Here is a 25,522-nt window from a genome sequence, read left to right on the forward strand (position 1 = left end):
CGATGAGCGCGCCGTTGAGGGATCCGTCCTTCGGCCGGTCCGTGGCACTGCTCCGGGCCTTCCTCCGTGAGCAGGACGACCCCCGCGCGGCGTACGAGCTGCTCGCCCGGGACGCCGCCGACCAGGTCGAACGGCTGGTGCCGCTGAAGGGCCGGGTCGTCGTGGACGTCGGCGGCGGGCGCGGGTACTTCACCCGGGAGTTCCGTCGCAGGGGCGCGCACGGCTACCTGTTCGAGCCCGACCCGGCCGAGCTCGCGCCGGCCGGGTCCGAGGCGGCTGCGGCCGGCTCCGACGGCACGGTCGTCGTCGCGGACGGCTATCTCCTCCCGCTCGCCGACGGCGTGGCGGACGTGTGCTTCTCGTCGAACGTCCTGGAGCACGTGTGGGATCCCGGCACCTTCCTCAGCGAGTTGGTGCGGGTGACCCGGCCCGGCGGTCTGATCTACGTCTCGTTCACCAACTGGCTCTCGCCGTGGGGCGGCCACGAGTGGGCGCCCTGGCACTACCTGGGCGCCGAGCGGGCGCGGGCGCGCTACGAGCGGCGTACCGGCCGGGCGGCCAAGCACCGGCTCGGCGAGAACCTGTTCGCGATCGGCGTCGGCCCCACCCTGCGTGATGTCAGGGGGCGGGACGACATCGAGATCGTCTCCGCGCGCTCGCGCTACTGGCCGGTGCTGCCCGCAGTCGTCACCCGGATTCCGGTGGTCCGCGAGGTCGCGACCTGGAACCTTCTCCTTCTTCTTCGGCGGTGTCCATGAGCAGCCTCGTTCCTGTCCGCCCACCGGCCCCGCCCGGTTCCGGTTCCGGTCACGGGACCGGAACCGGGAGCGGGACCGAGACCGCCGTGCCGGGTCCTCGGCGCGCGTCCCGGCGGTGGCTGTTCGGCTTCTGGGCCGCCGTGTTCGCGGCCTTCCTGGCGGTCTCGCCCGGCCGGATGACGTTCGACACGAAGCTGGGCGTCGTCACCGATCCGTGGAAGTTCCTCGCGGATCTGGGCCGGTTGTGGCACGACCGGGCCGGTTTCGGAGGGATCGCCGACCAGTACGTCGGTTACGTGATCCCGATGCTGCCGTTCCACGCGGCGGCCGATCTGGTGCGGCTGCCGGTCTGGCTGGCGGAGCGGCTCTGGCTGTCGGTCGTGGTGACGACCGCGTTCTGGGGTGCCCTGCGGCTGGCCGAGCGGTTCGGCGTGGGCTCCTCGGCGTCGCGGGCGGTCGGCGCGGCCGTCTACGCGCTGTGGCCGACGTACACGATCGTCGTCGGCTCCACCTCGGCCGCCGCGCTGCCCGGTGCGCTGCTGCCGTGGGTGCTGCTGCCGCTGGCCCACCCGGGTACGAGCCCGCGGCTCGCCGCGGCCCGCTCGGCGCTGCTGATCCCGCTGATGGGCGGGGTGAACGCCGCCTCCACGCTGGCCTCGCTGCTGCCCGTGGGCCTGTATCTGCTGTCCCGTCCGCCCGGTCCGCGCAAGCGGGCGCTGATCGCCTGGTGGACGCCGGGCGTGATCCTCGCGACGGCGTGGTGGGTCGTGCCGCTGCTGCTCCTCGGGGTGTACGGCGAGAACTTCATGCCGTACGTGGAGACCTCCCGTACGACGACGGCGACCATGTCGGCGACCGAGGTGCTGCGCGGCGCGGGGAACTGGGTGGGCTACCTCCACTTCGGCGAGGCGTGGCTGCCCGCCGGCTGGACGGTCGCCACCTCGGCCGTCGTGGTGGCCGGTTCGGTACTGGCCGCGGCGCTCGGTCTGGCGGGGCTCGCCCGCCGGGACCTGCCGGAGCGGCGGTGGCTGGTGCTGACCGTCTCCGTGACCGCGCTGATCACACTGGCCGGGTACGGGGGCGCGCTCGGCGGCCCCTTCCACGCGACGGTACGGGAGTGGCTGGACGGGCCGCTGGTGCCGTTCCGCAACATCTACAAGTTCCAGACCGGGATGGCGCTCGCGCTGGCCCTGGGGCTGGCGCATCTGCTGGCGGTGGCGGTGGCGCTCCCCCGGCAGGTGCCGGTGCGCGCCCGGCGGCTGGCGCCCGTCGTCGCCGCCGTGCTCGTCCTGCCGGGGCTGGCCTGGCCGTACCTCAACGGCACGATCCTCCAGCCGGGCGCGTTCCGGAAGCTGCCCGCGCACTGGGAGGCGACCGCGGACTGGCTGGCCGAGCACGCCCCCGAGGACCGCGCGCTCGTCGTCCCGGCGACCGCGCACGGCATCTACACCTGGGGGTCGCCGATCGACCAGCCCCTGGACGTCCTGGCCCGGTCCCCCTGGGCGCAGCGGGACTACGTGCCGTTCGGCACGCCCGGAAACCGGCGCGTCCTGGACGCCGTGGAGCAGGCGCTGGCGTCCGGCGGCGAGGTGCCCGGCCTGGCCGCGTACCTCGCCCGGGCGGGCCTGTACCACGTGGTCGTCCGCAACGACCTCGACCCGGACCAGGTCGGGCACGTGCCCACGGCGACGGTGAAGCGGAGCCTGGAGGCGTCCGGATACCGACGGGTGACCGGCTTCGGTCCGCTGCTGACCGACGGCCGGATCCCGGACGGCACGCCGTTGCAGGTCGAGGGGTTGTACCCGCGTCAGCGGGCGGTCGAGATCTACGCGCCGCCGGCCGGCACCCCGCGCCCCGGACGGGTGCGCGTGTCGCCGGCGGCGGACACGGCGGTGGTCGGCGGCGGGCCCGAGTCCCTGCTGCCCCTGTCGGCGTCGGGTGCCGTGACCGGACGGCCGACGGTCCTGGCCGGTGACGCCCACCCGGGGGTGGAGGCTCCGGCTCTGTACGCGGCCGGCGACGGGCTGCGGCGGGCCGACACCCGGTTCGGTCTCGTCAACTCCGGAACGTCCCACACGTACACCGACGAGGAGCGCAACCCGGTGGAGGCGGTGCAGGACCCGGGCGCGGAGCCGCGTCAGATCCTGCCCACGTCCGGCGCCGCCCACCAGACCACGGCGGTGCTGCGCGGCGCGCGGTCCGTGACCGCGTCCTCGGTCGGCAACTGGCTGTTCCACCTGCCCCAGTACGACCCGGTCAACGCCTTCGACGGAGACCCGGACACCGCCTGGGCCGAGGGCTCGCCCGGAACGCCCCGCGGCGAGTGGCTGCGGATCGCCTTCGACACCCCGGCCGCGATCCCCGCGACGCTGGACCTGACGCCGCTGCCCAGCGGCGAGGTGCGTGCCGCGCCCACCGTGGTGAAGGTCGAGACGGACCGCGGGAGCGTGGTCAGTCCGCTGCGCCCGGACGGCAGCACCCAGCGGGTCGCCGCGCCGCAGGGCGAGGCGACCTGGCTGAAGCTGACGATCCTCGACTCCCAGCAGGGCCGCCCGGGGCTCACCGGCGCCGGGTTCGCCGAGGTCGCGGTGCCGGGCCTGCAGGTGACCCGGATGCTGCGGCTGCCGGCCGACGCGCCGCAGGAGGTGGTGGCGGGCCCGGTGGCGTACACGCTGAACCGCGGCAGCGACCCCGGCGGTCTGTCCGCCGTGCCCGCCGAGGTGGGGCTTCACCGGCAGTTCACCGCCGCCAGGTCCGGCGACCACACCGTGCGGGCCACCGCCCTGCCGGTACCGGGCGAGGAACTCGACGACCTGCTGTTCACCCTCACCGGGCGGCGTGAGCAGATCGTCGTGAGCGCGGACTCGACCGCGCGGCTCGGCACGAACCTGAGCCCGCGCAACCTCACCGACGGCGACCTGACCACGGCGTGGGTGGCCGGCGACCGGCCCTTGCTCCGGCTGTCCTGGCCGGAGAAGACGGCGGTCGGCGAGATCGTGCTCGCCTCCTCCGGCGGCCTCGCGACCCGCCCCGAGCAGCTGCGGATCAGCTCGCCGGAGGGTGCCGCGATCGCGTCCGTGGACGAGAACGGGGTGGCGCGGTTCGCCGCCATCACGACGGACCGGATGGACATCGCCGTCTCCAGGGCCGCGCCGCTGACCCTGCACCATCCGGTCGCGGGCCGGCAGCTGCAGCTGCCGGTGGGGCTCAGCGAGCTGTACATCCCGGCCCTGGAGAAGTACCGGGCGCCGCAGCCCGACCCCGCGAAGCGGTTCACCCTGCCGTGCGGGAAGGGCCCGGTCGTCTCCGTCGACGGCCGGTTCCTGGAGACGCGGGCCGAGGGCCGGATCCGGGACCTCACCGAGCGGCGTCCGATCGCCGTCTCCCTCTGCACCGAGGGCGGCAGGGTGTCCCTCGCCCGCGGCACCCACACCGTCGAGGCCGGTGACACCGGTCCCCTCGCGGTCACCCGCGTCGACCTGACGAGCGGTGCGCCGAGGGCCGCCGCGACCGCGCCGCGCGAGGTGGAGGCCGTCTCCGGCGGCGGGGACCGGCGCACCGTGCGGATCGGCGCGGGCGAGGCCTCGTACCTCCAGCTCCACGAGAACCACAACGCGGGCTGGACGGCCGTGCTCGACGGGCGAAAGCTGGAGCCCCTGCGCGTCGACGGCTGGCAGCAGGCGTGGCTGGTCCCCGCGGGCGCGGGCGGGACGGTGACGCTGGTCTACGAGCCGTCCCGGCTGTACTCCGCCGGGCTGACCGTCGCCGCGGTGGCGCTGCTGGTGCTCGCCGGGCTCGCGCTGTCCGGCCGGCGCAGGAGGGACTCCGGAAACGGCGGAGGGAGCGGTTTCGACGCGGCGACGGAGCCGCCCGCGCCGGGGCTGCTGCTCGGGACGGTGGTCCTGACGCTCGTCGGCGTGGTGATCGCGGGGCCGGTGGCGGTGCTCGTCCCCGTGCTCGCGGTCCTCGCCTGGCTCCGTCCGGGGCTGCTCGCGCCGCTCGCCTTCGCGGCGATGACCGGCGCGGGGGTCACCGCCGTGACCGGTGGCGCGGCCGTCCTGGACGAGGGCGCGTACGGGCCCACGGCCCAACTCCTCGCCCTGACCGCTCTGTTCGCCGCGCTCGTGACGGTACGCCGGGGGTACGGCTCCGGGACCGGCGCCCATCGCGCCGGGTCCGCCGCTCCACGCGCGGGATCGTACGGACCCGGGAAGCGGACCGGAGAGGAGAGGGACTGATGGCCGCCGACCACCGGACGCGCCCCGCGGACCTGCCCGGGCGCGAGCCGCTCGCGCGGGTGCCGTTCACGGTCGCGGACGAGATCGCCCGGCACTGCGCCGACGCCCGCGAGCCGAACACGGTGCACATCGAGCTCCACCTGCCGGGTCGCGTGGTGCGGGACCGGCTGCGCGAGGCGTTCGGCAGGGCGCTGGCCCGGCACCCCCGGGTGCTGATGCGGGAACGGCCGCGCGGGCCGTTCGCCCGGCGCTACGAATGGGAGCTGACCGGCCGCGCCCGCGCGGACGTGGTGGTCTTCCCGCCGTGCGAGCCCGGCGCGCTCGCCCGGGCCCGGCACCGTTCCCTCACGGAGCCCCCGTCGCTGGCGGATCCTCCGCCGCTGCGTCTGGAGGTCGTCGAGGAGCCGGACAGGGAGGGCTGCGTGCTACTGCTCGTCCTGAACCACACGGCGCTCGACGGGCCCGCCGGTCTGCGGATCGTCGCGACGGCCGCCGAGCTGTACGGCGGACGGACCGCCCCGCCGGCCGCCCCGCCGGTCCGTCCCCCGGCCGCCGCCTCCCCCGGGCCGGGGGGCCGGGGGGCTCGGGTCGCCCGTGTCGCGGCCGGCAGCCCCGGGCCGGCTCCCGGCAACGCGATGCTGGTCACCGAAGTGCCGGTGCCGCGCCGCCCGTCCGGCGCCGCGCACACCGTGAACGACCAGCTGTTGATCGCGACGGCCCTGACCGTCGCCGACTGGAACCGCCGCCAGGGCGCGCCCGAACGCCCCCTGCGCATCACGATGCCCGTCGACGACCGCGGCCGGGGGCCCGCCATGCCGATCGGCAACGGCACCCGGCTCGTCGAGGTCGACTACGCCCCGGCCGAGGTCCGGCCGGGTGCCGACCTCGGCGCGCTGCTCCGGGCCACGGCCGCACGCACCCGCGTGCTCAAGGCCTCGGACCGCCCGCCCCTGGGGCGTGCCGCCGAGCTGCTCACCTCCCCGGTCGTCCCGGTCGCCGCCCGCGCGGTGCTGGCCCGGGGCGCGCGCCGGCTCGGGGCCCGGTGGATCTCCACCACGCTGCTCAGCAACCTCGGCCGGATCCCCTACCCGATGGACTTCGGCGACGCGGGCCGGGCCTCCGCCGTGTGGGTGTCGGCGCCTGCCGCCATGCCGCGCGGCCTGACCTTCACGACCGCCTCGACCGGCGGCCGGCTGCACCTGGCGGTGCGGTGGTCCCGGGCCCTCCTGGGGGACGAGGACGGCCGCCGGATCGCCGAGACCTTCGCCGACCGGCTGGCCGCGACCGACACGGAGGCACGGTGAACGTGGAACAGCCGGAAGCCCCCGGCGTCGGCACCTCGGCCGGGCTGCGCGACTTCTACGAGAATCCGGCCGTGCCCGTCGCGTCCGGCGACGCCCGGAGCCGGCGTCAGGCGCGGCTGCTGGCCGGGGTGCTCGACCGGCCCGGGGCGCTGGTGCTCGACGTCGGCTGCGGCGACGGCACCGCGGCGGCGACGGCGGGGCCGGTCCTCGCCGGGCACCGGATCGTCGGCGTCGACTGGTCGCAGGACGCGTTGCGCCGTGCCCGGCCGCGGATGAGCGCCGTCGTCCGGGGCGAACTGGACGACGGGGGGCTGCCGTTCGCGGACGGCTGCGCGGACGCGGTGCTGTTCAGCGAGGTCGTCGAGCACCTGGTCGACCCGGACGGCGCCCTGGACGAGTTGCGGCGCGTGCTGCGCCCGGGCGGCCACCTGATGCTCTCCACGCCCAACCTCGCCGCCTGGTACAACCGGGCGATGCTGCTGGCCGGCCGGCAGCCGGTGTTCTCGGAGGTGAGCCTGCGCGGCATCCACGGCCGACCCGGCACCGAAGTCGTCGGTCACCTGCGGCTGTTCACGGCGCGGGCGCTCCGCTCGTTCCTGACGTCGGCCGGGTTCGAGGACGTCCGGATCTCCGGTGCGCCGTTCCACGGCGTCCCGCGCGGGCTGCGCCTCGTCGACCGCGCGGCGTGCGCGGTGCCGTCCGCGGCGTCCATCCTGCTGGCGCACGCCCGGCGGAGGTGACCGTGTGGTGGGGGGTGGCGGCGGCGTTGACGGCCAACGTGCTGTACAGCGTCGGCTTCGTCCTGGAGAAGCGGGCGCTCGGCGCGCTGCCCGCGCTCTCGGCGGGACGGCCGGTGCGCGCCGTCGCCGCGCTGCTCACCAGCCCGCTGTGGACGGCGGGCGCGCTGACGCTGGCCGCCGGGTTCGCCGCGCAGCTGTTCGTGTACCGGGCGCTGCCGATCGCCGCGGCCCAGGGCATCTTCGTCTCGGGTCTGGTCCTGCTGCTCCTGCTGTCGTCGTCGGTCCTGGGCGAGCGTCCGTCGGGCCGCGAGCGGCAGGCGGTGGGCGCGGTGCTTGTGGCGCTGCTGATGGTCGTGGCGTCGGTGCGCGAGGACGACGAGGTCGCGAGCGGGGGCCCGCCCTGGGGCGTGGCGCTCCTGGTGTCCGTACCGGCGCTCGTGGCCGGCGTGGGCCTGTTCGGGCAGGTGGAGCGGCGGGCGCGCCGCCGTCACCGGGTGCCGACCAACGGCATCGGGTACGGCGTCGCCGTGGGACTCCTGTACGGCGTCAGCTCGCTCGCCGTCAAGGGCGTCTCGGGGCGGCTCTCCGTCGCGGGCGTGCCCGAGGCGGCGAGGGCGCTGCTCGGTTCGCCGTACCCGTACCTGCTCCTGTTCACCGCCGGTGCCGGGCTCGTCATGTCCCAGACGGCGCTCCAGCGTTGCCGTGCCACGTTGATCGTGCCCGTGTGCACCACGGTGACGTGCCTGTTCACCGCCGTGGTGGGGACGTTGGCCTTCGGGGAACGGCTGCCGGACGATCCGCTCCTGCTCTGCCTGCGCACCGCGGGTACGGCCCTGGCCCTGGCCGTCCTGCTCCTCCTGCCCCGCCACGACCCGCCACCCGCCCGGGCGCCGGGTCCCCCGATTCCCGACCCGCGCCGCCGAGGGCGGCACCGTCACTCACAGAACAGCGAGGACCCGCATGTCTCCCGCCCCGTCCCGCCCGTCCCCGGCGCTCGACGACACGCTGCTCCGCATCCTGGCCTGCCCCCTCGACAAGGGCCCGCTCACGCCGACGGCCGACCGGGACGCGCTCTATAACCCCCGGCTGCGGCTCCGCTACCCGATCGTGGACGGCATCCCCCAGCTCCTGCCGTCGTCCGGGGAGCGGGTGCCGGCCGAGGCGCACGAACGGTACGTGAAGGGCGTGGGCACCCCGGCCGGGTAGCGCCGGCGGGAGCGGGGCCCGCGCGCCGGTCCGTCAGCCCGTCAGGGAGGTCCAGACGGTCAGGGGGCGGTCCTCCACCGTGATCTGGTCCTCGTGGCCGCGGCCGTCGCGGATCACGATGATCCGGTACTTGTCCTGGTGGAAGGCCCAGAAGAGGCTCAGGCCGTTGATCCGCTGCATGTCGGGGACCGCCAGGAACTCGTCGACCCGCTCGATGCCGGCCAGCGAGCGCCACAGGTCGAGCCCGCGGTCGCCGCGCTCGATGGCGTCCTGGTGGCCCCTGCCGTCGGCGACCGAGATGAGGCGGTAGACCTGGGCGCCCATCAGGGTGTGGAACACCCAGTAGTAGCTCTTGCCGTCGGCCCGTTGCAGGTCGGGGACCGGGAGGAAGGCGTCGACCTGTTCCACGCCGTTGAGCGAGACCCACGCGGAGAGGGAGCGGTCGGGGCGGTCGATCCGGGCGGCCTGCTCGGGCGGGAGTCCGCTCTCGGCTCCGTCGGCGACCGAGATCAGACGGTAGGCCTGACGGCCCTCGACCGTGTGGAACAGCCAGAAGCGGCTGCGGCCGTCGACCCGTTGCTCGTCCGGGACGGGCAGGATCGCGTCGACCTTGGTCACCCCGTCGTAGCAGGGCCAGGTGGTCAGGGGCCGGTCCGGGCGTTCCCGGACGTCCGTGTGATCGTCCCCGTCGGCGATGGAGAGGGTCCGGCAGACGGGGATGCCGTCGCCGCCCGTCCCGTACGCCCAGTACCAGCTCTTGCCGCCGCTCCGCTGCAGGTCGGGGAGGGGCAGGAAGGCGTCGGTCGTCCGGAGGACGGCGGGCGGCTTGTCGGTGAGCCGGCCGTCGCCCAGGAGCCGCAGCAGTCGCAGCGACGGCACGAACGCGTACACGGACCCTTCGGTGACCACGAATTGACTGAGGGTCAGCTTCGTGGTCCTCCCGGGCGTCTCGTAGCTGAGCGTGCCGGCGGCGCCGACCATCCCGTCGGGGCCCGGCTTCTCGGTCCGGTTCGGGGGGAAGTCCGGGCTGTCGATCCAGGCCTTCTGGATGAACTCGAACTGCTGCACGAGGTCGGACTGGTAGCAGACGAAGAGCAGGCCGCGCTTCTCGTCGGGCCCGCCGGGCCCTTCGGAGGCGGGGTCGAAGGGCGCGCCGTAGGGGGCGCCGCGGCGGATGATCCGGCGGCGGTCCATGACCGGGTTCTCGTCGAACGGCCGGTCCCCCGGATGCTCCTGGAGGCCGTCGCGGGGGTTGGTCTTGCGCAGGTGCGAGAAGAGCGGGGTGCGGAAACCCTCGGGGTCGTCGCGGTAGCCGAAGTCGTTGTCCTCGCCGGCCTGCGCGTTGGAGGGACGGTCGGCGTTGGGGCAGGTGGCGACGGGGGTGCCGGAGCGCCACCGGCCGACGAGGCGGGCGGCCAGCCACTCCGTGGTGGCCTCGGGCGGCACCACCTTGGCGTTCTTGAGCACCTTCAGCTGTCCGGCGACCTGCGACCAGAATCCGGGGACGTCCTGGCTGAGCCGGCGCACCACCTGGAAGCTGCCGTTCTCGGTCCATTCGGGGGTCTCGCGCGGCTCGCTGTCGACCCGGTCGAGCCCGACGACGAACTCGCCGGGCGGGATCAGCCGGGTGCCGTGGTGGCCCTTGACGTACTCGGGCTTGACCGCGTCCCGTTCGTCGAAGCCGATCACGCCCGGCTCGCTGACGCCGTCCTTGAAGCCGAAGTGCTCCTTGCCCCTGCGGGTGCCGGTCAGGGTGGCGGCGTCCTGCTGGAAGACGATCACGATCTTCGCCCCGGCGCAGGCCTCGCGCTGCTGCCGGACCGCCGTCTGGAGGTCCTGGAGGGTGTCGGAGGCGATGGTGAGGACGGCGTGGACGGGCTCGCCCTTGCCGTTGCCGAAGAGCCACATCTCGGGCGAGCTGTCGCCGGTGTCGCCCAGGGCCCGCTTGTCCGAGCCCTGCTTGAACGCCTCCAGGCCGCTGCGGGGCGCGACGGACGGCAGCGGGTCCTTCCCGGTCAGCTGCCGCAGCCCCTCGTAGGTGAAGCTCACGTTGATCCAGGTGGCCCGCAGCGTCTTCGGGTCGTCGCCCGCCGAGGCCTTCCGGGCCCTGCTGAACGCGGCGTTGAAGGTCGCCACCTGACGCGTCGTGGAGATCTGCGGTTCCAGCGCCTTGACCCAGGCGCGCGCCCTCGCCGGATCCTCGAACTTGAGGAAGAGCAGGGTCATCTGGTCCTTCTTGAAGCCGGCGAGGACATCGCCCTGGATGTCGTCGCTGTCACGCAGTCTGAGATCGTCCGCCATGGTCCCTCCAGAAGATCGACACCTCCACGCCTTGGTTGCGCAGAGTGATTGCAACGTATGCGACCTCCGGAGGGCCGAGGGGCCGGGAGCGCGGCCTTCACTCGTTCACCGCCGACAAACGGGCTGGTCAGGGGGCGCACGGGGCGCATCGGGGCGCTTTCGGCGCTCGGGATCACCCAGCTGCGTCGGTCAGGGCGACAGCCTGCCGACGCGCCGGAACACTGAGTCACGTCACTGTCAGTGAACACGTGGCAGTCTGGCAGTCCTGTCACGGGCGCGCCCCGACCTGTCCCCTCGTCGGAGCCGCTGCGCCGTCCCCACCCGACAAGGAGTCCCATGCCCCCCGGAAACCCAACGACGCCCGCCCGCCGCAGACTCGCCACGGCGGTCTCCCTGTGCGCGGCCACCGCGATGGCCGCCTCCGTGGCCGTGATGTCGGCCGGCCCCGCCCTCGCCCACACCGGTCACGGAGACACGGACCACGGCGACGCCTTCCCGTACGCCCCCGCCTCCCGGGCGGCGAAGGCCCCCGTGGCCGTGGACCCGGCCGAGGCCGCGACGCTCGGCGAGGAGCACGCCGAGGAGCACGCCCGCACCCGCAAGGCGATCGCCGACGTCGGCGAGTACCCGCAGACGACCCGGACGGCGCGGCTCAACGCGCTGACCGCCTCGCAGGAGAAGGCCAACGCGTCCTTCGACCCCTCGGAGTTCGGCCGGTTCCGGGAGTACTTCCAGTCCCCGGACTTCGCGGCCCACATCGCGCTGCTGCCCACCGGCAAGGTCCTGCTGTTCTCGTTCGAGCGGATCGAGGTCAACCCGCAGAAGGAACCGGCCCCCACCGACACCATCGGCAAGGAGAACGCCGGCCGCGCCTGGATCTGGGACCCGGCCAAGGGGACCGGCGCCGACGCGTTCACCGAGAAGAAGCCGCCGATCGTCAACATGCCCGACGGCAAGAACGAGCCGCGCCCGGCCCCGTTCTTCTGCGCCGGTCACTCCTTCCTGCCCAACGGCATGCTCGGCGTCTTCGGCGGCAACCTCGGCGGCAACGGCGGCTCCGGCGCCAAGCTGTCGCTGGTGTTCGACCCCTGGGCGGAGGAGTGGTACCTGAACAAGGACATGTCCGTCGGCCGGTGGTACCCCAGCGTCGTCACCGGCGCGGACGGACGCCAGGTCATCATGTCCGGGCAGTCGGAGCTCGGCTGGGGCACCCCCACCCCGGTGGTCGAGCGCTTCCCCGGCGCGGCGCACCCGGTCCCGTTCGACAAGTCGGTCAAGCCGGTCGGCTGGGGGGTGGACAAGCTCAAGACCGAGGCCCCGTTCAAGTGGGACTACCCGCACCTGTTCTCCCTGCGGGACGGCAAGATCTACGGCCTCGGCCGCTCCGTCGACCATCAGTGGATCTTCGACACCGCCACCGACACCAAGTCCGACCTGCCGAACCGGCCGGACGTCAACAAGGACATGCCCGGCCCCGACGGCGGGGAATGGCGGCGCAACTACGGCTCCGCGGTCCCCCTCCCGGCCGGCTTCCGGGGCCCCGACTCGGTCCTGGTCCTGGGCGGCGACCGCAACGACCCGAACACCTACCGCCTCGCCGGCGGCAAGTGGAACACCGAGAAGCCCCGCGCCTTCGGCCGCACCCAGGACGACACCCTGCTCCTGCCCAACGGCAACCTGCTCACCGTCAACGGCGCCTTCGACATCCGCGACTACGGCAACGGACCGTACAACCCGAACGCGGATCTGAAGTTCCGGCAGACCGAACTGCGCGACGAGAACGGCGACTGGAAACTCGGCCCCGTCCAGCGGCTCCCGCGCGGCTACCACTCCAACGCCGTCGTCCTCCCGGACGGCCGCGTCATGATCACCGGTGACGAGCTCCAGCAGCTCGCCAACGACCCCGACATCAACGACAGGAACAACGGAAGCATCGAGATCTACGAGCCGGCCTACCTCCACCAGGGCAGCCGCCCGGAGCTCGGTCTGGTCTTCAACCCCACCGTCGGCTACAACGACAAGCTCACGGTGAGCACCAGCACGCCCAACGACGTCACCCGCGCCGTCCTGCTCGCCCCGACCACCTCGACGCACTCGGTCAACACCAGCCAGCGCCACCTCGAACTGCGCATCAAGAGCCGGGGCGGCAACTTCCTGGAGCTCCAGGCCCCGCCGAACGCGGGCGCGGCCCCGCCCGGCCACTACATGCTGTTCCTCCTGAACGAGGAGGGCGCCCCGAGCAAGGCGGGCTGGGTCCAGCTCAAGCCGACCACGGCGGCGACGACCGCTGCGGCCGCCGCGGCGGCCGACGCCGCCAGGACGAAGGCGTCAGGAGAGTAGCCCCCTGGCCCCCCTTCCCCCTGACCCCTGACCCCGCGATTCCGAGCCCCCAGCCCCGTCCTGGCGCTGGGGGCTCGCCGCATCGTGGTCCGCCGGCGTGCCTAGCCGAGCCAGACGATGTGGAGGACGGTGAGGTGGCGCAGGGGTCTGTTCACCCAGTAGGTGAGGGACATCCGGCCCACGGAGGCGTAGCGGACGTCGTGGCCGTCGGGGTCGTCGGCGTTCCACTGGCGGAAGCCCCACGGGTCGGCCGCGGCGGCGTCCAGGACGTCCCATACCGCGTCCTCGACGCCATCGGGCAGGGTGTCGAGGACCTCGGCCGCCGCCGAGGAGAGGCGGACCGCGTACGGGGCGCCGGTCACGGGCGCCTTCGCCGCACTTCCGCCATGTCGACGGCGTCGCTGTCGTCGTAGCCGGAGGTGATGAAGGCGTCGACCGCCGAGGCGTGGGCCAGACGTGCCTGCCAGTCCTGGACGACCTCGTACAGTCCGGCGAGGGAGAACGTCCGGCGTGACTCCTCCAGCGCGGCCGTCCACTCCCGCTCGAAGGCCGGCGCCCACCGCTCCGCGCGGTTGCTGGACCGGAGCCGGGCGAGGAGTTCGGCCGGCGCGCCGGGCGCGGGTGCGTGGGGTGTGACGGGGGTGCGGGGTTCGCCGGGGGTGTGGTCGGGTTCCGCGCTCATCGGCACCTCCAGGAGGGACGTGGTCCTGGTCACTGTACGCGCGGGTGGCGGGGCGGGGTGGGCAACGCGGGGGTCGACGATCGAGTCCGCCGGCCGGACGCAGCCAAGTCCTGGACGTGGAGGCCGAGTTGTGCGGTAGCTGCGGTCAGGGGCGGGCGCCGCCGCGGTGTGACTGCTGGTACTGGGGTTCCGGGGCGGGTGGGACGTCGCGGACCCGGTCGCCGGCGTGGTGGGGGCGCTGGCCGGTGTGGCGGGACTGGGCCGTTCGGGACGGACCTGCGGGAGGGCGCGAGGACCGCGTGCTCCTGAGAGGGCGTCAAGTGCGTTTCCGGTAGAGGTCGCGTCCGGGTTGGGTGAGGTTTTTTGCCGGACGAGGCGGCCCAGGCGGGAGCGGGTGACGTTCACCGTGGCTTCGTCGGTGGGCAGGTGGAGGTGTTCGTGGAGTTCGCGACGCCAGCGCCCGCATGCCCTCGATGAGGCACCCCGGGTACGCCGGGCTCCGGCGGTCGGCGACCCGCCCCCGCACGCATGGGTCGAGACGGGACCGGCCGGGGCCGCGTGCTCGGGTCGGTTGCCTACGGGCCCAGTCAGGGATAAGCCAGGTGTACGACGGGCCAGTTGCGCCGGGAGTCTAACGCTCCTCGCGGTTGAGGGTCTGGTACTTTCCGTCCTTAGGATCACCGACCAGCCGCCGCATCTTCGGGTGCTCCTTCGAGCCGCCGAATCTCCACGGGTTGCCTTCGCAGATGGTGGTGTACAACGACTCATGCGCTGCCTTGTCGTCGGGATACACCCCCCACTCGCCGGAGCCGCTGCACTCCGACACCTTCTCGCCGTCGCGGCCGTACCAGACAAGCCCGGTCACAACAACGGTGCCATCGGCCTCGAAGCGGAGGGTCCCGTCATCGTCACTGGACCAGGTCCCCGTGATCTCAGCCCGAGCCAGCTCCTGCTGCTGCCACATGCACCCGGTGGCCAGCATCAAGGCAGCGACCACGCCTGCCGGCACCATCCCACCCCGGGCAGCTGCACAGATCCGTCCCCTCATACCGCGCATGGCTTCCCCTCACCTCCACGACACGTCCCCGGTCAGTCCGCGCTGCAGACCGGCAGATGATCATCCTGCCAAAGGAGTTGAGCGCGTTCAACTCCTTTGGCTGTCCGTGGATCGCCCTCACACTGCGTCGCTATCGGCTCCCGCGCTGTATCCAGCGCTATATTTACGGGCCATCGGTCGCTGAAACGGGCCTGACGTCCACCGGGGGGCGTTAGGTTTCATTCCTGATGGTGTGGTGCCGCCCGTTCGTGGGTGATGGGACGGTACGGTCCTCGCGTCACGTCGTGTGCATGATGGGGTCGCGGGCATGGAACGGATGCCGTACGCAACCGACTTGTCCGATGGGCAGTGGGCGTTGATCGAGCCGCTGGTCACGGCGTGGAAGCAGGAGCGGGTGGCTCGGTCGACGACCGGGGGGATCCGGGCTCCTGAGACCTGCGCGAGGTCGTGAACGCGCTGCTCTACCAGAACCGGACGGGCTGTCAGTGGCGGCTCCTGCCGCACGACCTCCCGGCCTGGTCGGCGGTGTTCTCCTACTTCACCCTTTGGCGCCAGGACGGCCTCGACCAGCGGACCCAGGAGATCCTGCGCTGCCAGGTGCGAGAGAGCCAGACGATTAGAGGACCCATCCCTGGTGATCATCGGCACTCGGTCCGTCCGCGTGGCGGCCGGGGTGCCGAAGGGGACGACGGGACTGGACGTCAACAAGAAGGCGCCTGACAGCAAGCGGGGACTCGCCGTCGACGTGCTGGGCCTGATCATCGGTGCCGTGATCCTCGCTGCGAGCGCGCACGACAACGAGGCCGGCATCGCCCTGCTGGACCAGGCGGCCGAACGATGCGGGATGCGCCTGGAGAAGGTTCTGGTCGACCAGGGCTTCAAAGATGCCATGGTCATCCACGGGGCGGTGAAGGACATCACCGTCGAGGTGGTCCGCCGCAACCCCGCCGACCACGGCAAGGGCTTCGTCCCGCAATCGAAACGGTGGGTGGTCGAGCAGGTCAACGGCACCCTCATGCTGCACCGGCGCCTCGCCCGCGACTACGATCACCGACCCGACAACGCGGCCTCCCGCGTCTACCGGGCCTCCACCGCCGGCATGCTCCGCCGCCTCACCACCCCTGCCCCCACCTGGCGGGACGACGTGGAGCTGGCTGCGTGAACGTCCACGAACTCCTGCGGCTGCTCCAGGCCGAGCATGATGAGACCGCCACACGAGCCGACGACCTGCGTGAGCAGATCGAGCAACTCACCACCGTCCTCGCCGAGACCGAAGCCCGCCTGGCCGAGCTCGCCGCCACCCGCAAGGTCATCGACGGCCTCACCCCTCCCGCCCACGCAACGGCCCCCGTGGAGACCACCACCGCCACCGTCTACCAGCGCTTCGTGACCACGTTCAACGAGCACCCCGGGAAGGTGTTCCGCGTTCGCGATCTGCACAAGCACCTCGGCCTGCCCGCCGACGAGCCCTCGATCAACGTCACCCGCTCCCGCCTGGGGCGACTCGTCCGCCAGGGACTCCTCGAACAACCCGAACGCGGCCGCTACCGGAAACGGACTCAATGCCCTCTGAGACCGCGTCGCTCCGCGCTGGGGTGCGCGGCGGGTTGCCTTCCTGTTCTGTTCCTCGGCCTGTTCGCGTCCGGCGAGGGTCCGACGGTCGGCTGGGCGGTGCGGGCGGCGGCCTTCGGGCTGATGGCGGCGGCGCGATGGGCATCGCCGTCGTTCCCGACGAACGCCGCGACGGGCCGCGGTCGGTGATACGGGCCTGGTCTTCCTCGTCCTGACGCGCGACGTGCTGCCGTGGCGTCTCGGCCGCTTCCTGCACGCGTGCCACCAGGCAGGGATACCGCGCACGGCGGGAGCGGCGTACCGGTTCCGGCACCACGAGCTCCAGGGCCATCTGTTCAGGGGCCGGTGAGGTGGGCCGCGATGCGCGTGATGGTGCGGGCGTTGTCCTCGAACAGGTGGGCCTGCATGCCCGTCGCCCGCGCGGCCTCGACGTTGACCGCGGCGTCGTCGATGAACAGGCAGGCCTCCGGGCGCGCGCCCATCGCGGCGCATGCGGCCTCGAAGGCGCGCGGGTCGGGCTTCTCGATGCCGAGCTCGTGCGAGTAGACGATCTGTTCCACCAGCTCGTCGAAGTGATACAGCGTCGTCTCCCGCTCCCGGGCGCCGACGAAGCTGTTGCTCAGGATGCCCAGCCCGCAGCTGCCGCGCAGCCCCCGGAGGTGGTCGATGAGCTCGACGTTCGGCGTCCCCAGGTACTCCGTCCAGAGGTCGGCCATGAAGGCGTCGACCTGTGCGGCGTCGAGCCCCAGCCGGACCGCCACCTGTGCGTGCACGCCCTGCTCGCCGATGCTCCCGACGCTCCCGGCCTGCCATATGTCGTGCATCCGTGCGTGGACGGTGCCGCGCGGCAACTCAAGGCGTTCTTCCCAGCGTTGCACCCACCCCGTGTCCGGCGTGAACTCCAGCACGCCGCCGACGTCGAGGATGACGCAGGTCTCGGTCATGGGAATCTCCTCCTCGTCGGCGCGAGGTCAGGCTATCTGCGAGGCCAGGAACTCGGCGAGCCTCGCCCCGGGTTCACCGTCCACCTGATGCGCGGACCGGCCGGTCGGCCAGGTGGAGATCCCGTCGTCCGTCCATCGCGGTACGACGTGGATGTGCAGGTGCGGCACCGACTGCTCCGACCCCGGGCCGCTGGCGCTCAGGATGTTCACGCCCGTGGCGCCCAACTCCGCCCTCATGGCCCCGGCCACCCGCTGGACCAGCGCCATCGTCGCGGCCAGGACCTCCGGCGGTGTGTCGAAGACATCCGCGTAGTGCCGTACGGGAACCACCAGCGTGTGCCCGGGCGCCAGAGGATCCAGCGGCGAGAAGGCGCGGGTCAGGGCCGTACGGGCCACCCAGCGCGTCGCATCGTCTCGGATGAGGTCACAGAATACGCAGTCCACGCGATCCGAGCCTGCCACATGCCCTCCGCGTCCGGATCGGGGGGACAGGCGGCCGCCGCACCCACTAACGTACCCGCGAGTAGGCAGCGGGCGGCGGTGTCGCGCGGTACGGAGGGAGCGGGGCCATGGACCGGCGGTGGAGCCTGGAGGAGAGTGTGGTGGTCGATGCGCCGCCCTCGGTCGTCTACGGGTTGGTGTCGGACCTCCGGAACATGGGGCGTTGGAGCCCGGAGTGCCGGGCCGTGTGGGTGCTGCGGCCTCCGGCGCGTACCGGGTCCCGGTTCGTCGGCTTCAACCGGCGCGGGCCGTTCCTCTGGCCGACCGTCGGACGCGTCACCCGGGCCCGCCCGGACAGCGAGTTCGTCTTCGACATCAGCGCCTTCGGGCTGCCGATCGCGCGCTGGGGCTACCGGTTCGAGCCGGAGGGTTCGGGGACACGGGTCACCGAGTTCTGGCAGGACCTGCGGACCGAGGGATTCCGCGCCCGGGTCGCCGAACTCCTCGGAACGGTCTTCGCCGGTTCCCACCCGGCCCGCCGGGTCGCGCTCAACCGGGCCGGCATGCGCACCACCCTCGCCCGCATCGCGCGGACGGCGACCGCCGATGTCTGACAGCTGACGTCCTCCCCACGCGCGGGGATCGCCGGCCGCGGGGGGGGGAGCCCCGCCCCCGCGGGGTCAGGAGCCGGTCGTCGGAAGGCTCAGGAACAGGTCGAAGTAGGTGCCGGTCGACAGGAGCAGTCCGATGGCGCCGAGTACCGCGCCCGCGGCGGCGATCGCGCGGACCCGGACGGGGCGCCGGGGCAGGGTCAGCACGAGGACGGCGACGATCACGGCGAGGAGGGAGAAGACTCCGTTGACCAGGGCGGTGCTGTGCCAGGCGTCGCCGTAGATCTCGTTGATCTGCTGGGCCGGGGTGCCGGTGCCGGAGGTCTTGATCTGCCCGATGAGCGTCTCGCGTTCGGCGACGACCTTTCCGGTCCAGGTACCGGTGAGGGCGGCGACGGCGAGCGCGGCGGAGACGACGGCCGCGGCGGCGGAGACGACGCCGGTGCCAGTGCCAGTGCCAGTGCCGGTGCCGGTTGCCGCGGCCTCCACCTCGTCCCGCGCCTCCTCGTCGTCGTGCTCGTTCTCACTCGGTTCGTCGAGCAGGTCCTCACCCTCGTCGACTGCGTTTTCGCTGTCCGGGCCCGCTGTCGTCTCTTCGGTCTTCTCGGTCGTCTTCGTGTCCATGCCGCGCACGCTAGGCGCCCCACATGAGAACCGTCTTAACCGATCCGCCGGTCCACGCGCGTCCGGTCAGGAGGGGAGGTAGCCGGCGGCCATGAGGAGGACGGTGACGCCTACGTCGGTGAGGGCCGCTGCCAGGAGGTACCCCACGGGTGCCTGGGACGGGGTGTCGGGCGGCGCGGTGAGGGTGCCGGCCGTCCTGGTCTGCCACCACACGTAGGACGCGAGCAGGAGGGCGGCGGCCGGGAGCAGGATGACGTGTCCCGTGAAGTGCGGTACGGCCCCGCTGACGCCGGCGACTCCGGCGGCGCCCAGCAGGACGCCCCGGCCGTCGAGGCGGAGGCCGATGCGGCCCGGACGGTCGCGCACCAGGGCCGCCGTCGCGATCGCGGCGGTCACGGCGAAGGGGATGCCGCCGAACAGACACGCACGCCAGTCCAGGGCCATCGGGACCCACCAGGTCGCCGCCAGGCCGAGCGCCGGGCCGGCGGCGCCCGCGACCGCGACGTAGATCCCGAACGCCTTCCGGCGTTCCTGGAGGTCGGTGAAGGAGGTGGACACCAGGGGCACCGCCGAGGACGAGACCAGCGCGGCGAAGGCGCCTTGCAGGGCGCGGGCCGTGATCCAGAGGCCGGACGAGGGCGCCAGGCCGCCGAGCGCGGCGGCCGCCGCGAAGCCCACGAGGCCGATCACCAGCGTCCGCTTGCGACCCATGAGGTCCGCGATCCTGGCGCCGACCAGCAGCGCACCGACGAAGGCCAGCGCGTACGCGAGGGGCATCACGTCCAGGTAGACGGTGGACGACACCTTCCAGCCGTCGACGGAAAGCCCGAGGTCCCGGCGGACGCCCGCAAGCATCATCGCCCGGTTGGCGAAGACGGCGTCGAAGAGCACGACCGACTGGGCCAGCGCGAGCACGACCAGGGCCCACCAGCGCCGTGGCAGCGGGGCCTCCGGCTGCGGGAGGCGGCCCGGGGCCGTGGGCGCGGCGCCCCAGGCTCCGGGTGACGGAGGCAGGGGCGCGCCGAAGCCGGGGGTGGCCCCGGCGTGCGCCGGAGCCGTCGGGACGTACGCGGGCGGGGCGGACGGGGCGGGCTGCGCGGGCATCGGCGCCCTGGCGGGCGGGATCCGGGGGTCCGGCGGCGCGGCGGCACCTTCGGCACCCGCGTCAGCCGGGGCGGCGGGTGCGGCGGGGGCGTAGTCCAGCATGTGAGCGGCGCGGCGGCCGAGCTGGGCGAGTACCGCACCGGGCAGCCACTCCCCTGCCTGGCCGGTCGTGGTGCGCGCGGCCACCTCGTGCGGGGTGGGCCGCTTCGCCGGGTCCTTGTCGAGGCAGGCGCGTACGAGGTCGACGAGCGCGTCCGGTACGCCGGTCAGGTCCGCCTCCTCCTCGGCGATCCGGAAGAGGTGGGCGTTGAGGCCGGTGTCCGTGGCGCCGAAGAGGAGGCGGCCGGTGGCGGCGTAGACGAGGAGCGCGCCCAGGCAGAACACGTCGGACGCGGGGGTGAGTTCGAGTCCGCGCACCTGCTCGGGCGACATGAAGCCGGGCGAGCCGATCAGCATGCCGGTGCGGGTGTGCAGGCTGTCCCCGGCCAGGCCGTCCATCGCCCGTGCGATCCCGAAGTCGATGACGCGGGGGCCGTCCACGGTGACCAGGACGTTGGACGGTTTGAGGTCACGGTGGATCAGGCCCGCCTCGTGCACGGCCTGGAGGGCGAGGGCGAGGCGGTTGGCGAGGATGCGGACCGAGTGCTCGGGCAGCGGACCGAAGTCCCGGGCCACGACGGTGGTCAGGTCGGGCCCGGGGATGTACTGGGTCGCCACCCAGGGCACGGCGGCGTCGGTGTCGGCGTCCAGGACGTCGGCGGTCCAGGCGCCGCCCACCCTCCGGGCCGCCGCCACCTCGCGGGCGAAGCGTCTGCGGAACTCCGCGTGCTGGGCGTGTTCGGCCTGGACGACCTTGACGGCGACGGTACGCCCCAGGTCGGAGCGGCCCAGGTAGACGAGGCCCATCCCGCCCGCGCCCAGGCGGGCGATCAGGCGGTACGGGCCGATGTGCGCGGGGTCCTCCCCCGTCAGCTGTTCCACGGTAGAGGTCAGCCCTTTCGGTGCCGGTCATCCGGGATCTTGAGCTAGAACAGAATTCCAGAACGTACCGCAGCGCGCCAACCTCCCGACGATCGGGGCGCGTTGGCCAGGCCAGCGCTGTCTCGGCGCCGCGGCCGGGAGGTGCTCACGTCGGAGCGGGTCGCGGCGAGCGTCAGCACCCACCCGGTGATCATCCGGCGCAGCCTCGGCGAGCTGCGGCGCGCCGGGCTGGTGCGGATCCGCCACGGCGCCGGCGCGGGCTCCGGCGCCGGCGCGGGCTGGAGCCGGGCCCGCGCCCCTGAGCGGATCACGTTGCTGGACGTGTACGACGCCGTCGACGCGCAGCCGCCGTTCGGCCTGCACCGCACCGAGCCGCACCTGAAGTGTCCGGTCGGCCGGGGCATCCGGCCCGCCCTGGGCGGGGTCTACGGACGGGTCGAGGCCGCCCTGCGGGAGGAGTTGGCGGGCACGACGATCGCCGACGTCCTGCGCGAGTCCGCGGAGCTGATCGAGCTGTCCGTCCGGGAGTTCGTCGAGTCCGAGGAGGCGGTGGAGGCGGTGGAGGCGACCGTCCTGGGCCAGTTCCGTGACCTGGACGACCCCGACCGGTTCGTCTGGCTCCGCGGCTTCGAGGACATGGCTCGCCGCACCGAGGCGCTGGAGAGCTTCTACGGCGGGCCGGTCTGGGCCGCGCACCGCGACAAAACGAACGCGACGATGGCCGACTCCGATGACGTGCTGCTGCTCCGGCCCGCGTCGGCGGGCAGCGGGTTCCCCCTGCCGGCCCGGACCCGGCCCGCCCCCGGCGAGCCGACGGCCCCGCCACGGTCGCTCGTCCTCGCCACGATCTGGTACGGGCACGGCCCGTTCGACGAAGCTTTCGTCGAGTTCTTCCCCGCGCTGCCGGTACGACTGAACGAGAAGGTGTTCGTCTGGTTCGCCCACTTCGCCGCCGACGGCGAACGACCGGCACCTGACGCGGCTGGAGCGTGCGGAACGGTGTCGCGAGGAGGTGCTGCCGCCCCTCTCGGACCGTTGGGCCAGGGTGCCGCAGCGACTGCGGCTGATACCCACCGACCGGTCCTCGCTGCGGCGAGTACGCCCGGCGCTCCCGGAGGTCAGCTCACGAGGAGCAAGCGCACCGCGCCCTCGAAACAGCCGACCGTGCGAAGGCCTACCGCGCGCGGGTGAGCCGTCCGCCGGGGAGGACTGCGTTGCGTCCTCCGTCCTCCTGGACGGCGGTCCGCGGCGCCTCGATAAGGTCCGTGCGGCCTGCCTCCGCGCCGAGGACGCGGGCGAACCCGCGAGCGAGCTGCGGGCCGCCCCGGACGGCCCACCCTCGGATCACGTCGCGGCAGGCCGCCTCCCGGCAGCGAGGGTCACTTCATCCACCCCCGAGAACGCCCGGCGCAGTCCGAGCACGGGGACGCGATCCGCGCGCTCGGGGTAACACACCGAGCGGAGTTCCAGCATGGCGCGGCGCAGGAGCGTGGCGGCGGCGTGCGCGTCGGGTCCCAGGTCTCCGCCCGGCGGCCGACAGGTGCCAGGCGCGATCGTCCGGGCGGTACTCGCCGCCGGCCGCGCGGAACCGGCCCGGTCTCCCGCGATCCGGCGTCCAGGATCACGCCACCGGCGTCGGTGACGTCGTCCGGCCACACGTTCAACAGGGCAGGTGGCGCGGGCTCTTCTACGGCGAACCTGCGGTCGGGACCGCCTGGAGAGTGACGTGCGCGGGCGGGCGCGGCGCGTCGGACGGCGGAGAAGCGGGCCGGGTCACGTCGCGATGCTCGCAGACGGCGGTGACCGGTGGCCGGACGGGCGGGCGACCGGACCGGGTCCGGTGGCGGTGACGGTCCCGGCCCTCCCGGGCCCGGTCCTCCCGGTCCCGGGGCAGGGCGCGGTGTCGGCGGGCCGGGCGGGAAGGGCTTGGGGTTCGTCGGGGGCGCGGGGTGCGGGTCCGACGGATCCAGCGGGTCGGCGGGGCCTGTCGGATCGCCGGGTTCCGGCGGCGGGGGCGGACCGGTCGGGGAGCCGGTCCGTGCTTCATCGTCCATGGTCACACCTGCTCATGAAGGGAGCCGCTCCAGGCGTCCGCGGGCCGCTTTCAGGGAGCGGCCGCGGGGCAGCTCTCGTTTCCAGGGGTCGTCTTCCTCCAGGCGTTCGTCGAGGGTGGCGAGGGTCCAGCACCTCGCCGTGAGGTCGGGGGCGTCGAGTTCGGTCCAGCTCAGCGGGGTGGCGACCGGGGCGCCGGGGCGGGCGCGGACGGCGTAGGGGGTGACGGAGGTCTGGCCGTAGCCGTTGCGCTGGATGTCGAGGTAGAGCCGTCCCTTGCGGGCCTGTTTGCGTGCCGCGGTGGTGAGGTCCTCCGGGTGCCGGGCGGCGAGCAGTTCGGCCACGTCGCCGGCGAAGGCCCGTACCTCGTCGAAGGCGGTGCGGCGGTCGAGGGGCACCACGACGTGCAGTCCGCGCGAGCCGGTGGTCATCAGGGCCGCCGGCAGGTCGAGTTCGTCGAGCAGCTCGTGGAGTCGGGCGGCGGTCCGCCTGACGGGTTCGAAGTCCTCGCCGGGAGGGTCGAGATCGAAGACCAGACGGTCGGGGTGGTCGGGCCGGTCGGCCTTGGACAGCCAGCGGTGGGGGGTGATGCACGCCTGGTCGACGAGGTAGAGGAGGGAGGCCAGGTCGTCGCAGACCGGGTACGTGACGGTGCCGCCCTCCTTCGGCAGCTCCGCGCGGTGGATCCAGTCCGGGAAGTAGTCGGGGGTGTCCTTCTGCATGATGCGGCCGTCGCCGATGCCGTCGGGGTAGCGCTCCAGCATCAACGGGCGTCGGCGCAGGTGCGGCAGGATCCGCGGGCCGACCCGGCGGTAGTGGTCGGCGAGGTCCGCCTTGGTGATGCCGTCGTCGGGGAAGAGCTCCTTCCCCGCCCGTTTGATCTCGACGGTCCGGCCGCTCACGCGGATGTCGGTGCTGGTCGTCGTGGTCATGGCGTGCCTCGTTCGCGGATGACGTCGGTGGCCGCTTGTCGTCGCGCAGGCCCTTGTAGCGGGGGGGCGGAGCCGGCCGGCGCCGGTCCACTCGGTGAAGTCGCTCTGGACGACGAGTTCGGGACCGACCCAGTGCACGGCTCGCTCCCGGACGTCGTCGGCGAGCGGCGAGCGGTCCCGCTCCAGCCGGTCCAGGCGTCCGCGCAGCCCGCGCAGAGCGGCCGTGTCGTAGCCGGTGCCGACCTTGCCCGCGCACCGGAGCTGTTCGCCCTGGCCGGCGGCGCACTTGAGCTTGAGCCGGTCGGTGAAGCGCCGGTGCAGGTAGGTGCACGTAGGGGCCGTCGGCCGCTTGGCGACGAGGCCCTCCCAGCCGCGTCCGCAGGCGTCGGCCGGCAGGTCCCGGGCGTCGTGGCCGACGCGGTGGGGCGTGAAGCGCAGCGGAGGACGGAAGGCGAACGCGTCGCGGAGCAGGGACTTGCGGGCGCGTACCGGCAGGGCGGTGATGCTCCGGCCGTCCAGCCGGAGCAGGCCGAAGAGGTAGGAGCGGACGGAGACGCGGCTGGCCCGGACGTCCTCCGGCCGCGTGAGCCGCATGCGCTGCTGGAGCAGGGCGAAGTCGCCGCGGCCGCCCTCGACGGCGGTGATCTCACCGTCCAGGCGGAAGTCCGGGCGGTCCTGCGCGGCGAGGACGTCGACGACTTCCGGACAGGTGCGGTCCAGGTCCCTCCCGGTGCGGGAGAGCAGCCGTGGCGGTGCGCCGTCACGGCGGGTCGCGAGGACACGTACGCCGTCCAGCTCGCGTTCGAACAGCATCTCGTCGTCGAAGGTCCGGCGGTCGCTGAGCACGGCGAGCACCGGCCGCCGCTCACGGGCGTCGGTCTCCGCGACGCGCAGGCGTTCGCTGTCGGCCCCGGACAGCCGGTCCAGCAGGCTCATACGGTCTCCGCCCCTCGCTCCTGGCGTGTTTCTCGCTCCTCATGCGCGTCTTCCTCTTCGTGCGCGTCTTCCTCTTCGTCCTCGGCGACCCGCTTGAGCGTCCGTCCGCTGCGCGCCGAGCGCGCCCGCCGGGGGTCGGGGGTGCCGCCGCGTGCGGTGTGGCCGTGTCGGACCAGCAGCCACGCCTCCCGCTCCCCGTCCGTCCCCTTCCGGAACCGGGTGAGCGCCCAGTCGCCGTGCAACTTGCGGCCCGCGAGCCGGAAGGAGGCGTGGCCGGCGTCGAGCGCCTCGTCGAAGGGGATCTCGTGGCCGCGCCTGTCGGTGCTGCGGTTCTCGTACCGGCCCTCGTCCCAGATGATCACCGTGCCGGCGCCGTACTCGCCCGGGGCGATCGTCCCCTCGAAGTCGCGGTACTCCAGGGGGTGGTCCTCGGTCGGCATCGCCAGGCGCTTGTCCTGCGGATCGCCCGAAGGGCCCTTGGGCACCGACCAGGACTTGAGCACCCCGTCCACCTCCAGGCGGAAGTCGAAGTGCATCGTGGTGGCGTCGTGGATCTGGACGACGAACGCGGGCTCGTGCCCGTCCCCGCCGTCGCCCTTCCCCTCGGGCTCGCGGGTCTTGCGGAAGTCCCGCTTCCGCCGGTACTCCGTCAGCGTCTCCTCCGGTCCGGCCATCGCGCGTTCCTCCTCTCCAGCCCCC

Annotated in this window: 18 protein-coding genes and 4 pseudogenes; 11 read left to right on the forward strand and 11 right to left on the reverse strand. The window is 73.4% G+C overall.

What is annotated here, in order from left to right; genetic code table 11:
- The first annotated feature begins 14 nt into the window (after positions 1 to 14).
- From HHL19_RS22085 to HHL19_RS22110, 6 genes and pseudogenes are all read left to right on the forward strand, one after another.
- Complete coding sequence (locus HHL19_RS22085; RefSeq protein ID WP_169092392.1) at positions 15 to 758, forward strand: class I SAM-dependent methyltransferase; 744 nt, start codon at positions 15 to 17, stop codon at positions 756 to 758.
- A complete protein-coding gene (locus HHL19_RS22090; protein ID WP_169092057.1) occupies positions 755 to 4,996 on the forward strand; it encodes an alpha-(1->3)-arabinofuranosyltransferase family protein in 4,242 nt (1,413 codons plus the stop codon). Before HHL19_RS22085 ends, HHL19_RS22090 begins: the two co-directional genes overlap by 4 nt.
- Positions 4,996 to 6,300 carry a condensation protein gene (locus HHL19_RS22095; RefSeq protein WP_169092058.1) on the forward strand — a complete coding sequence of 435 codons (1,305 nt, stop codon included), beginning with the start codon at positions 4,996 to 4,998 and terminating at the stop codon, positions 6,298 to 6,300. Before HHL19_RS22090 ends, HHL19_RS22095 begins: the two co-directional genes overlap by 1 nt.
- Positions 6,297 to 7,040, forward strand: coding sequence for a class I SAM-dependent methyltransferase (locus HHL19_RS22100; protein WP_346770288.1), 744 nt, complete (start codon positions 6,297 to 6,299; stop codon positions 7,038 to 7,040). Before HHL19_RS22095 ends, HHL19_RS22100 begins: the two co-directional genes overlap by 4 nt.
- 2 nt (positions 7,041 to 7,042) lie before the next feature.
- Positions 7,043 to 7,930 (forward strand): annotated as a pseudogene (locus HHL19_RS22105) (hypothetical protein); the annotation flags it as partial.
- A 70-nt stretch (positions 7,931 to 8,000) separates the two neighbouring features.
- On the forward strand, positions 8,001 to 8,246 hold the full coding sequence (locus HHL19_RS22110; RefSeq protein ID WP_169092059.1) for a Trm112 family protein: 246 nt from the start codon (positions 8,001 to 8,003) through the stop codon (positions 8,244 to 8,246).
- Between the two features lie 33 nt (positions 8,247 to 8,279).
- On the opposite strand, the gene HHL19_RS22115 is transcribed toward HHL19_RS22110, so the two are convergent.
- Positions 8,280 to 10,547, reverse strand: a complete 2,268-nt coding sequence (locus HHL19_RS22115; RefSeq protein WP_240981799.1) for a Dyp-type peroxidase — start codon at positions 10,545 to 10,547, stop codon at positions 8,280 to 8,282.
- Between the two features lie 336 nt (positions 10,548 to 10,883).
- On the opposite strand from HHL19_RS22115, the gene HHL19_RS22120 reads away from it, so the two are divergent.
- The gene (locus HHL19_RS22120; RefSeq protein WP_240981800.1) at positions 10,884 to 12,887 is read left to right on the forward strand and encodes a galactose oxidase early set domain-containing protein; all 2,004 of its coding nucleotides are present in this window, start codon (positions 10,884 to 10,886) and stop codon (positions 12,885 to 12,887) included.
- A gap of 101 nt (positions 12,888 to 12,988) precedes the next feature.
- Here the strand turns inward: HHL19_RS22120 and HHL19_RS22125 are convergent, their stop codons facing one another.
- The 3 genes from HHL19_RS22125 to HHL19_RS22135 form a co-directional block, all read right to left on the reverse strand.
- Positions 12,989 to 13,249 (reverse strand): hypothetical protein, encoded by a 261-nt coding sequence (locus HHL19_RS22125; protein ID WP_169092060.1) that lies wholly within the window; start codon positions 13,247 to 13,249, stop codon positions 12,989 to 12,991.
- The gene (locus HHL19_RS22130; RefSeq protein ID WP_169092061.1) at positions 13,246 to 13,569 is read right to left on the reverse strand and encodes a DUF6247 family protein; all 324 of its coding nucleotides are present in this window, start codon (positions 13,567 to 13,569) and stop codon (positions 13,246 to 13,248) included. Before HHL19_RS22130 ends, HHL19_RS22125 begins: the two co-directional genes overlap by 4 nt.
- Before the next feature lie 631 nt (positions 13,570 to 14,200).
- Positions 14,201 to 14,566 (reverse strand): hypothetical protein, encoded by a 366-nt coding sequence (locus tag HHL19_RS22135; protein WP_169092062.1) that lies wholly within the window; start codon positions 14,564 to 14,566, stop codon positions 14,201 to 14,203.
- A gap of 367 nt (positions 14,567 to 14,933) precedes the next feature.
- Between HHL19_RS22135 and HHL19_RS22140 the strand changes: the two are divergent.
- Positions 14,934 to 15,788: pseudogene (locus HHL19_RS22140) on the forward strand (IS5 family transposase).
- Positions 15,785 to 16,387, forward strand: a complete 603-nt coding sequence (locus HHL19_RS22145) for a PspA/IM30 family protein (protein ID WP_240981801.1) — start codon at positions 15,785 to 15,787, stop codon at positions 16,385 to 16,387. Before HHL19_RS22140 ends, HHL19_RS22145 begins: the two are co-directional and overlap by 4 nt.
- Positions 16,388 to 16,533: 146 nt before the next feature.
- Here HHL19_RS22145 and HHL19_RS22150 read toward each other — a convergent pair whose 3' ends face one another.
- Together HHL19_RS22150 and HHL19_RS22155 are read right to left on the reverse strand one after the other, a co-directional pair.
- Positions 16,534 to 17,142 carry an HAD-IA family hydrolase gene (locus HHL19_RS22150; RefSeq protein ID WP_169092063.1) on the reverse strand — a complete coding sequence of 203 codons (609 nt, stop codon included), beginning with the start codon at positions 17,140 to 17,142 and terminating at the stop codon, positions 16,534 to 16,536.
- Between the two features lie 27 nt (positions 17,143 to 17,169).
- Complete coding sequence (locus HHL19_RS22155; protein WP_346768369.1) at positions 17,170 to 17,538, reverse strand: HIT domain-containing protein; 369 nt, start codon at positions 17,536 to 17,538, stop codon at positions 17,170 to 17,172.
- A gap of 173 nt (positions 17,539 to 17,711) precedes the next feature.
- Here HHL19_RS22155 and HHL19_RS22160 point away from each other — a divergent pair, with 173 nt between their 5' ends.
- Positions 17,712 to 18,197 (forward strand): SRPBCC family protein, encoded by a 486-nt coding sequence (locus tag HHL19_RS22160; protein WP_169092065.1) that lies wholly within the window; start codon positions 17,712 to 17,714, stop codon positions 18,195 to 18,197.
- A gap of 66 nt (positions 18,198 to 18,263) precedes the next feature.
- Here HHL19_RS22160 and HHL19_RS22165 read toward each other — a convergent pair whose 3' ends face one another.
- Positions 18,264 to 18,818 (reverse strand): hypothetical protein, encoded by a 555-nt coding sequence (locus tag HHL19_RS22165; protein WP_169092066.1) that lies wholly within the window; start codon positions 18,816 to 18,818, stop codon positions 18,264 to 18,266.
- Between the two features lie 66 nt (positions 18,819 to 18,884).
- On the reverse strand, positions 18,885 to 20,903 hold the full coding sequence (locus HHL19_RS22170) for a bifunctional serine/threonine protein kinase/MFS transporter (protein ID WP_169092067.1): 2,019 nt from the start codon (positions 20,901 to 20,903) through the stop codon (positions 18,885 to 18,887).
- Positions 20,904 to 21,005: 102 nt separating this feature from the next.
- On the opposite strand from HHL19_RS22170, the pseudogene HHL19_RS37535 reads away from it, so the two are divergent.
- Positions 21,006 to 21,398 (forward strand): annotated as a pseudogene (locus HHL19_RS37535) (Rrf2 family transcriptional regulator); the annotation flags it as partial.
- A gap of 1,571 nt (positions 21,399 to 22,969) precedes the next feature.
- On the opposite strand, the gene ligD reads toward HHL19_RS37535, so the two are convergent.
- The 3 genes and pseudogenes from ligD to HHL19_RS22190 all read right to left on the reverse strand — a co-directional run bounded on the left by ligD (position 22,970) and on the right by HHL19_RS22190 (position 25,497).
- Entirely contained in the window at positions 22,970 to 23,887 is a 918-nt protein-coding gene (gene ligD, locus HHL19_RS22180) for a non-homologous end-joining DNA ligase (protein ID WP_169092068.1), read from the reverse strand.
- A 111-nt stretch (positions 23,888 to 23,998) separates the two neighbouring features.
- Positions 23,999 to 24,823 (reverse strand): annotated as a pseudogene (locus HHL19_RS22185) (ATP-dependent DNA ligase); the annotation flags it as partial.
- Positions 24,820 to 25,497, reverse strand: coding sequence for a DNA polymerase ligase N-terminal domain-containing protein (locus tag HHL19_RS22190; protein WP_169092069.1), 678 nt, complete (start codon positions 25,495 to 25,497; stop codon positions 24,820 to 24,822). The pseudogene HHL19_RS22185 and the gene HHL19_RS22190, both read right to left, overlap by 4 nt.
- Positions 25,498 to 25,522: the final 25 nt, after the last annotated feature.

Origin of the sequence: Streptomyces sp. R302, from assembly GCF_012927245.1 — a bacterium.
Lineage (GTDB): Bacteria > Actinomycetota > Actinomycetes > Streptomycetales > Streptomycetaceae > Streptomyces.

Coding starts and splice junctions, on each gene's coding strand:
- HHL19_RS22090 (WP_169092057.1), top strand. CDS start 755: ATGAGCAGCCTCGTTCCTGTCCGCCCACCGGCCCCGCCCGGTTCCGGT.
- HHL19_RS22095 (WP_169092058.1), top strand. CDS start 4,996: ATGGCCGCCGACCACCGGACGCGCCCCGCGGACCTGCCCGGGCGCGAG.
- HHL19_RS22110 (WP_169092059.1), top strand. CDS start 8,001: ATGTCTCCCGCCCCGTCCCGCCCGTCCCCGGCGCTCGACGACACGCTG.
- HHL19_RS22115 (WP_240981799.1), bottom strand. CDS start 10,547: ATGGCGGACGATCTCAGACTGCGTGACAGCGACGACATCCAGGGCGAT.
- HHL19_RS22120 (WP_240981800.1), top strand. CDS start 10,884: ATGCCCCCCGGAAACCCAACGACGCCCGCCCGCCGCAGACTCGCCACG.
- HHL19_RS22130 (WP_169092061.1), bottom strand. CDS start 13,569: ATGAGCGCGGAACCCGACCACACCCCCGGCGAACCCCGCACCCCCGTC.
- HHL19_RS22150 (WP_169092063.1), bottom strand. CDS start 17,142: ATGACCGAGACCTGCGTCATCCTCGACGTCGGCGGCGTGCTGGAGTTC.
- HHL19_RS22160 (WP_169092065.1), top strand. CDS start 17,712: ATGGACCGGCGGTGGAGCCTGGAGGAGAGTGTGGTGGTCGATGCGCCG.
- HHL19_RS22165 (WP_169092066.1), bottom strand. CDS start 18,818: ATGGACACGAAGACGACCGAGAAGACCGAAGAGACGACAGCGGGCCCG.
- ligD (WP_169092068.1), bottom strand. CDS start 23,887: ATGACCACGACGACCAGCACCGACATCCGCGTGAGCGGCCGGACCGTC.
- HHL19_RS22190 (WP_169092069.1), bottom strand. CDS start 25,497: ATGGCCGGACCGGAGGAGACGCTGACGGAGTACCGGCGGAAGCGGGAC.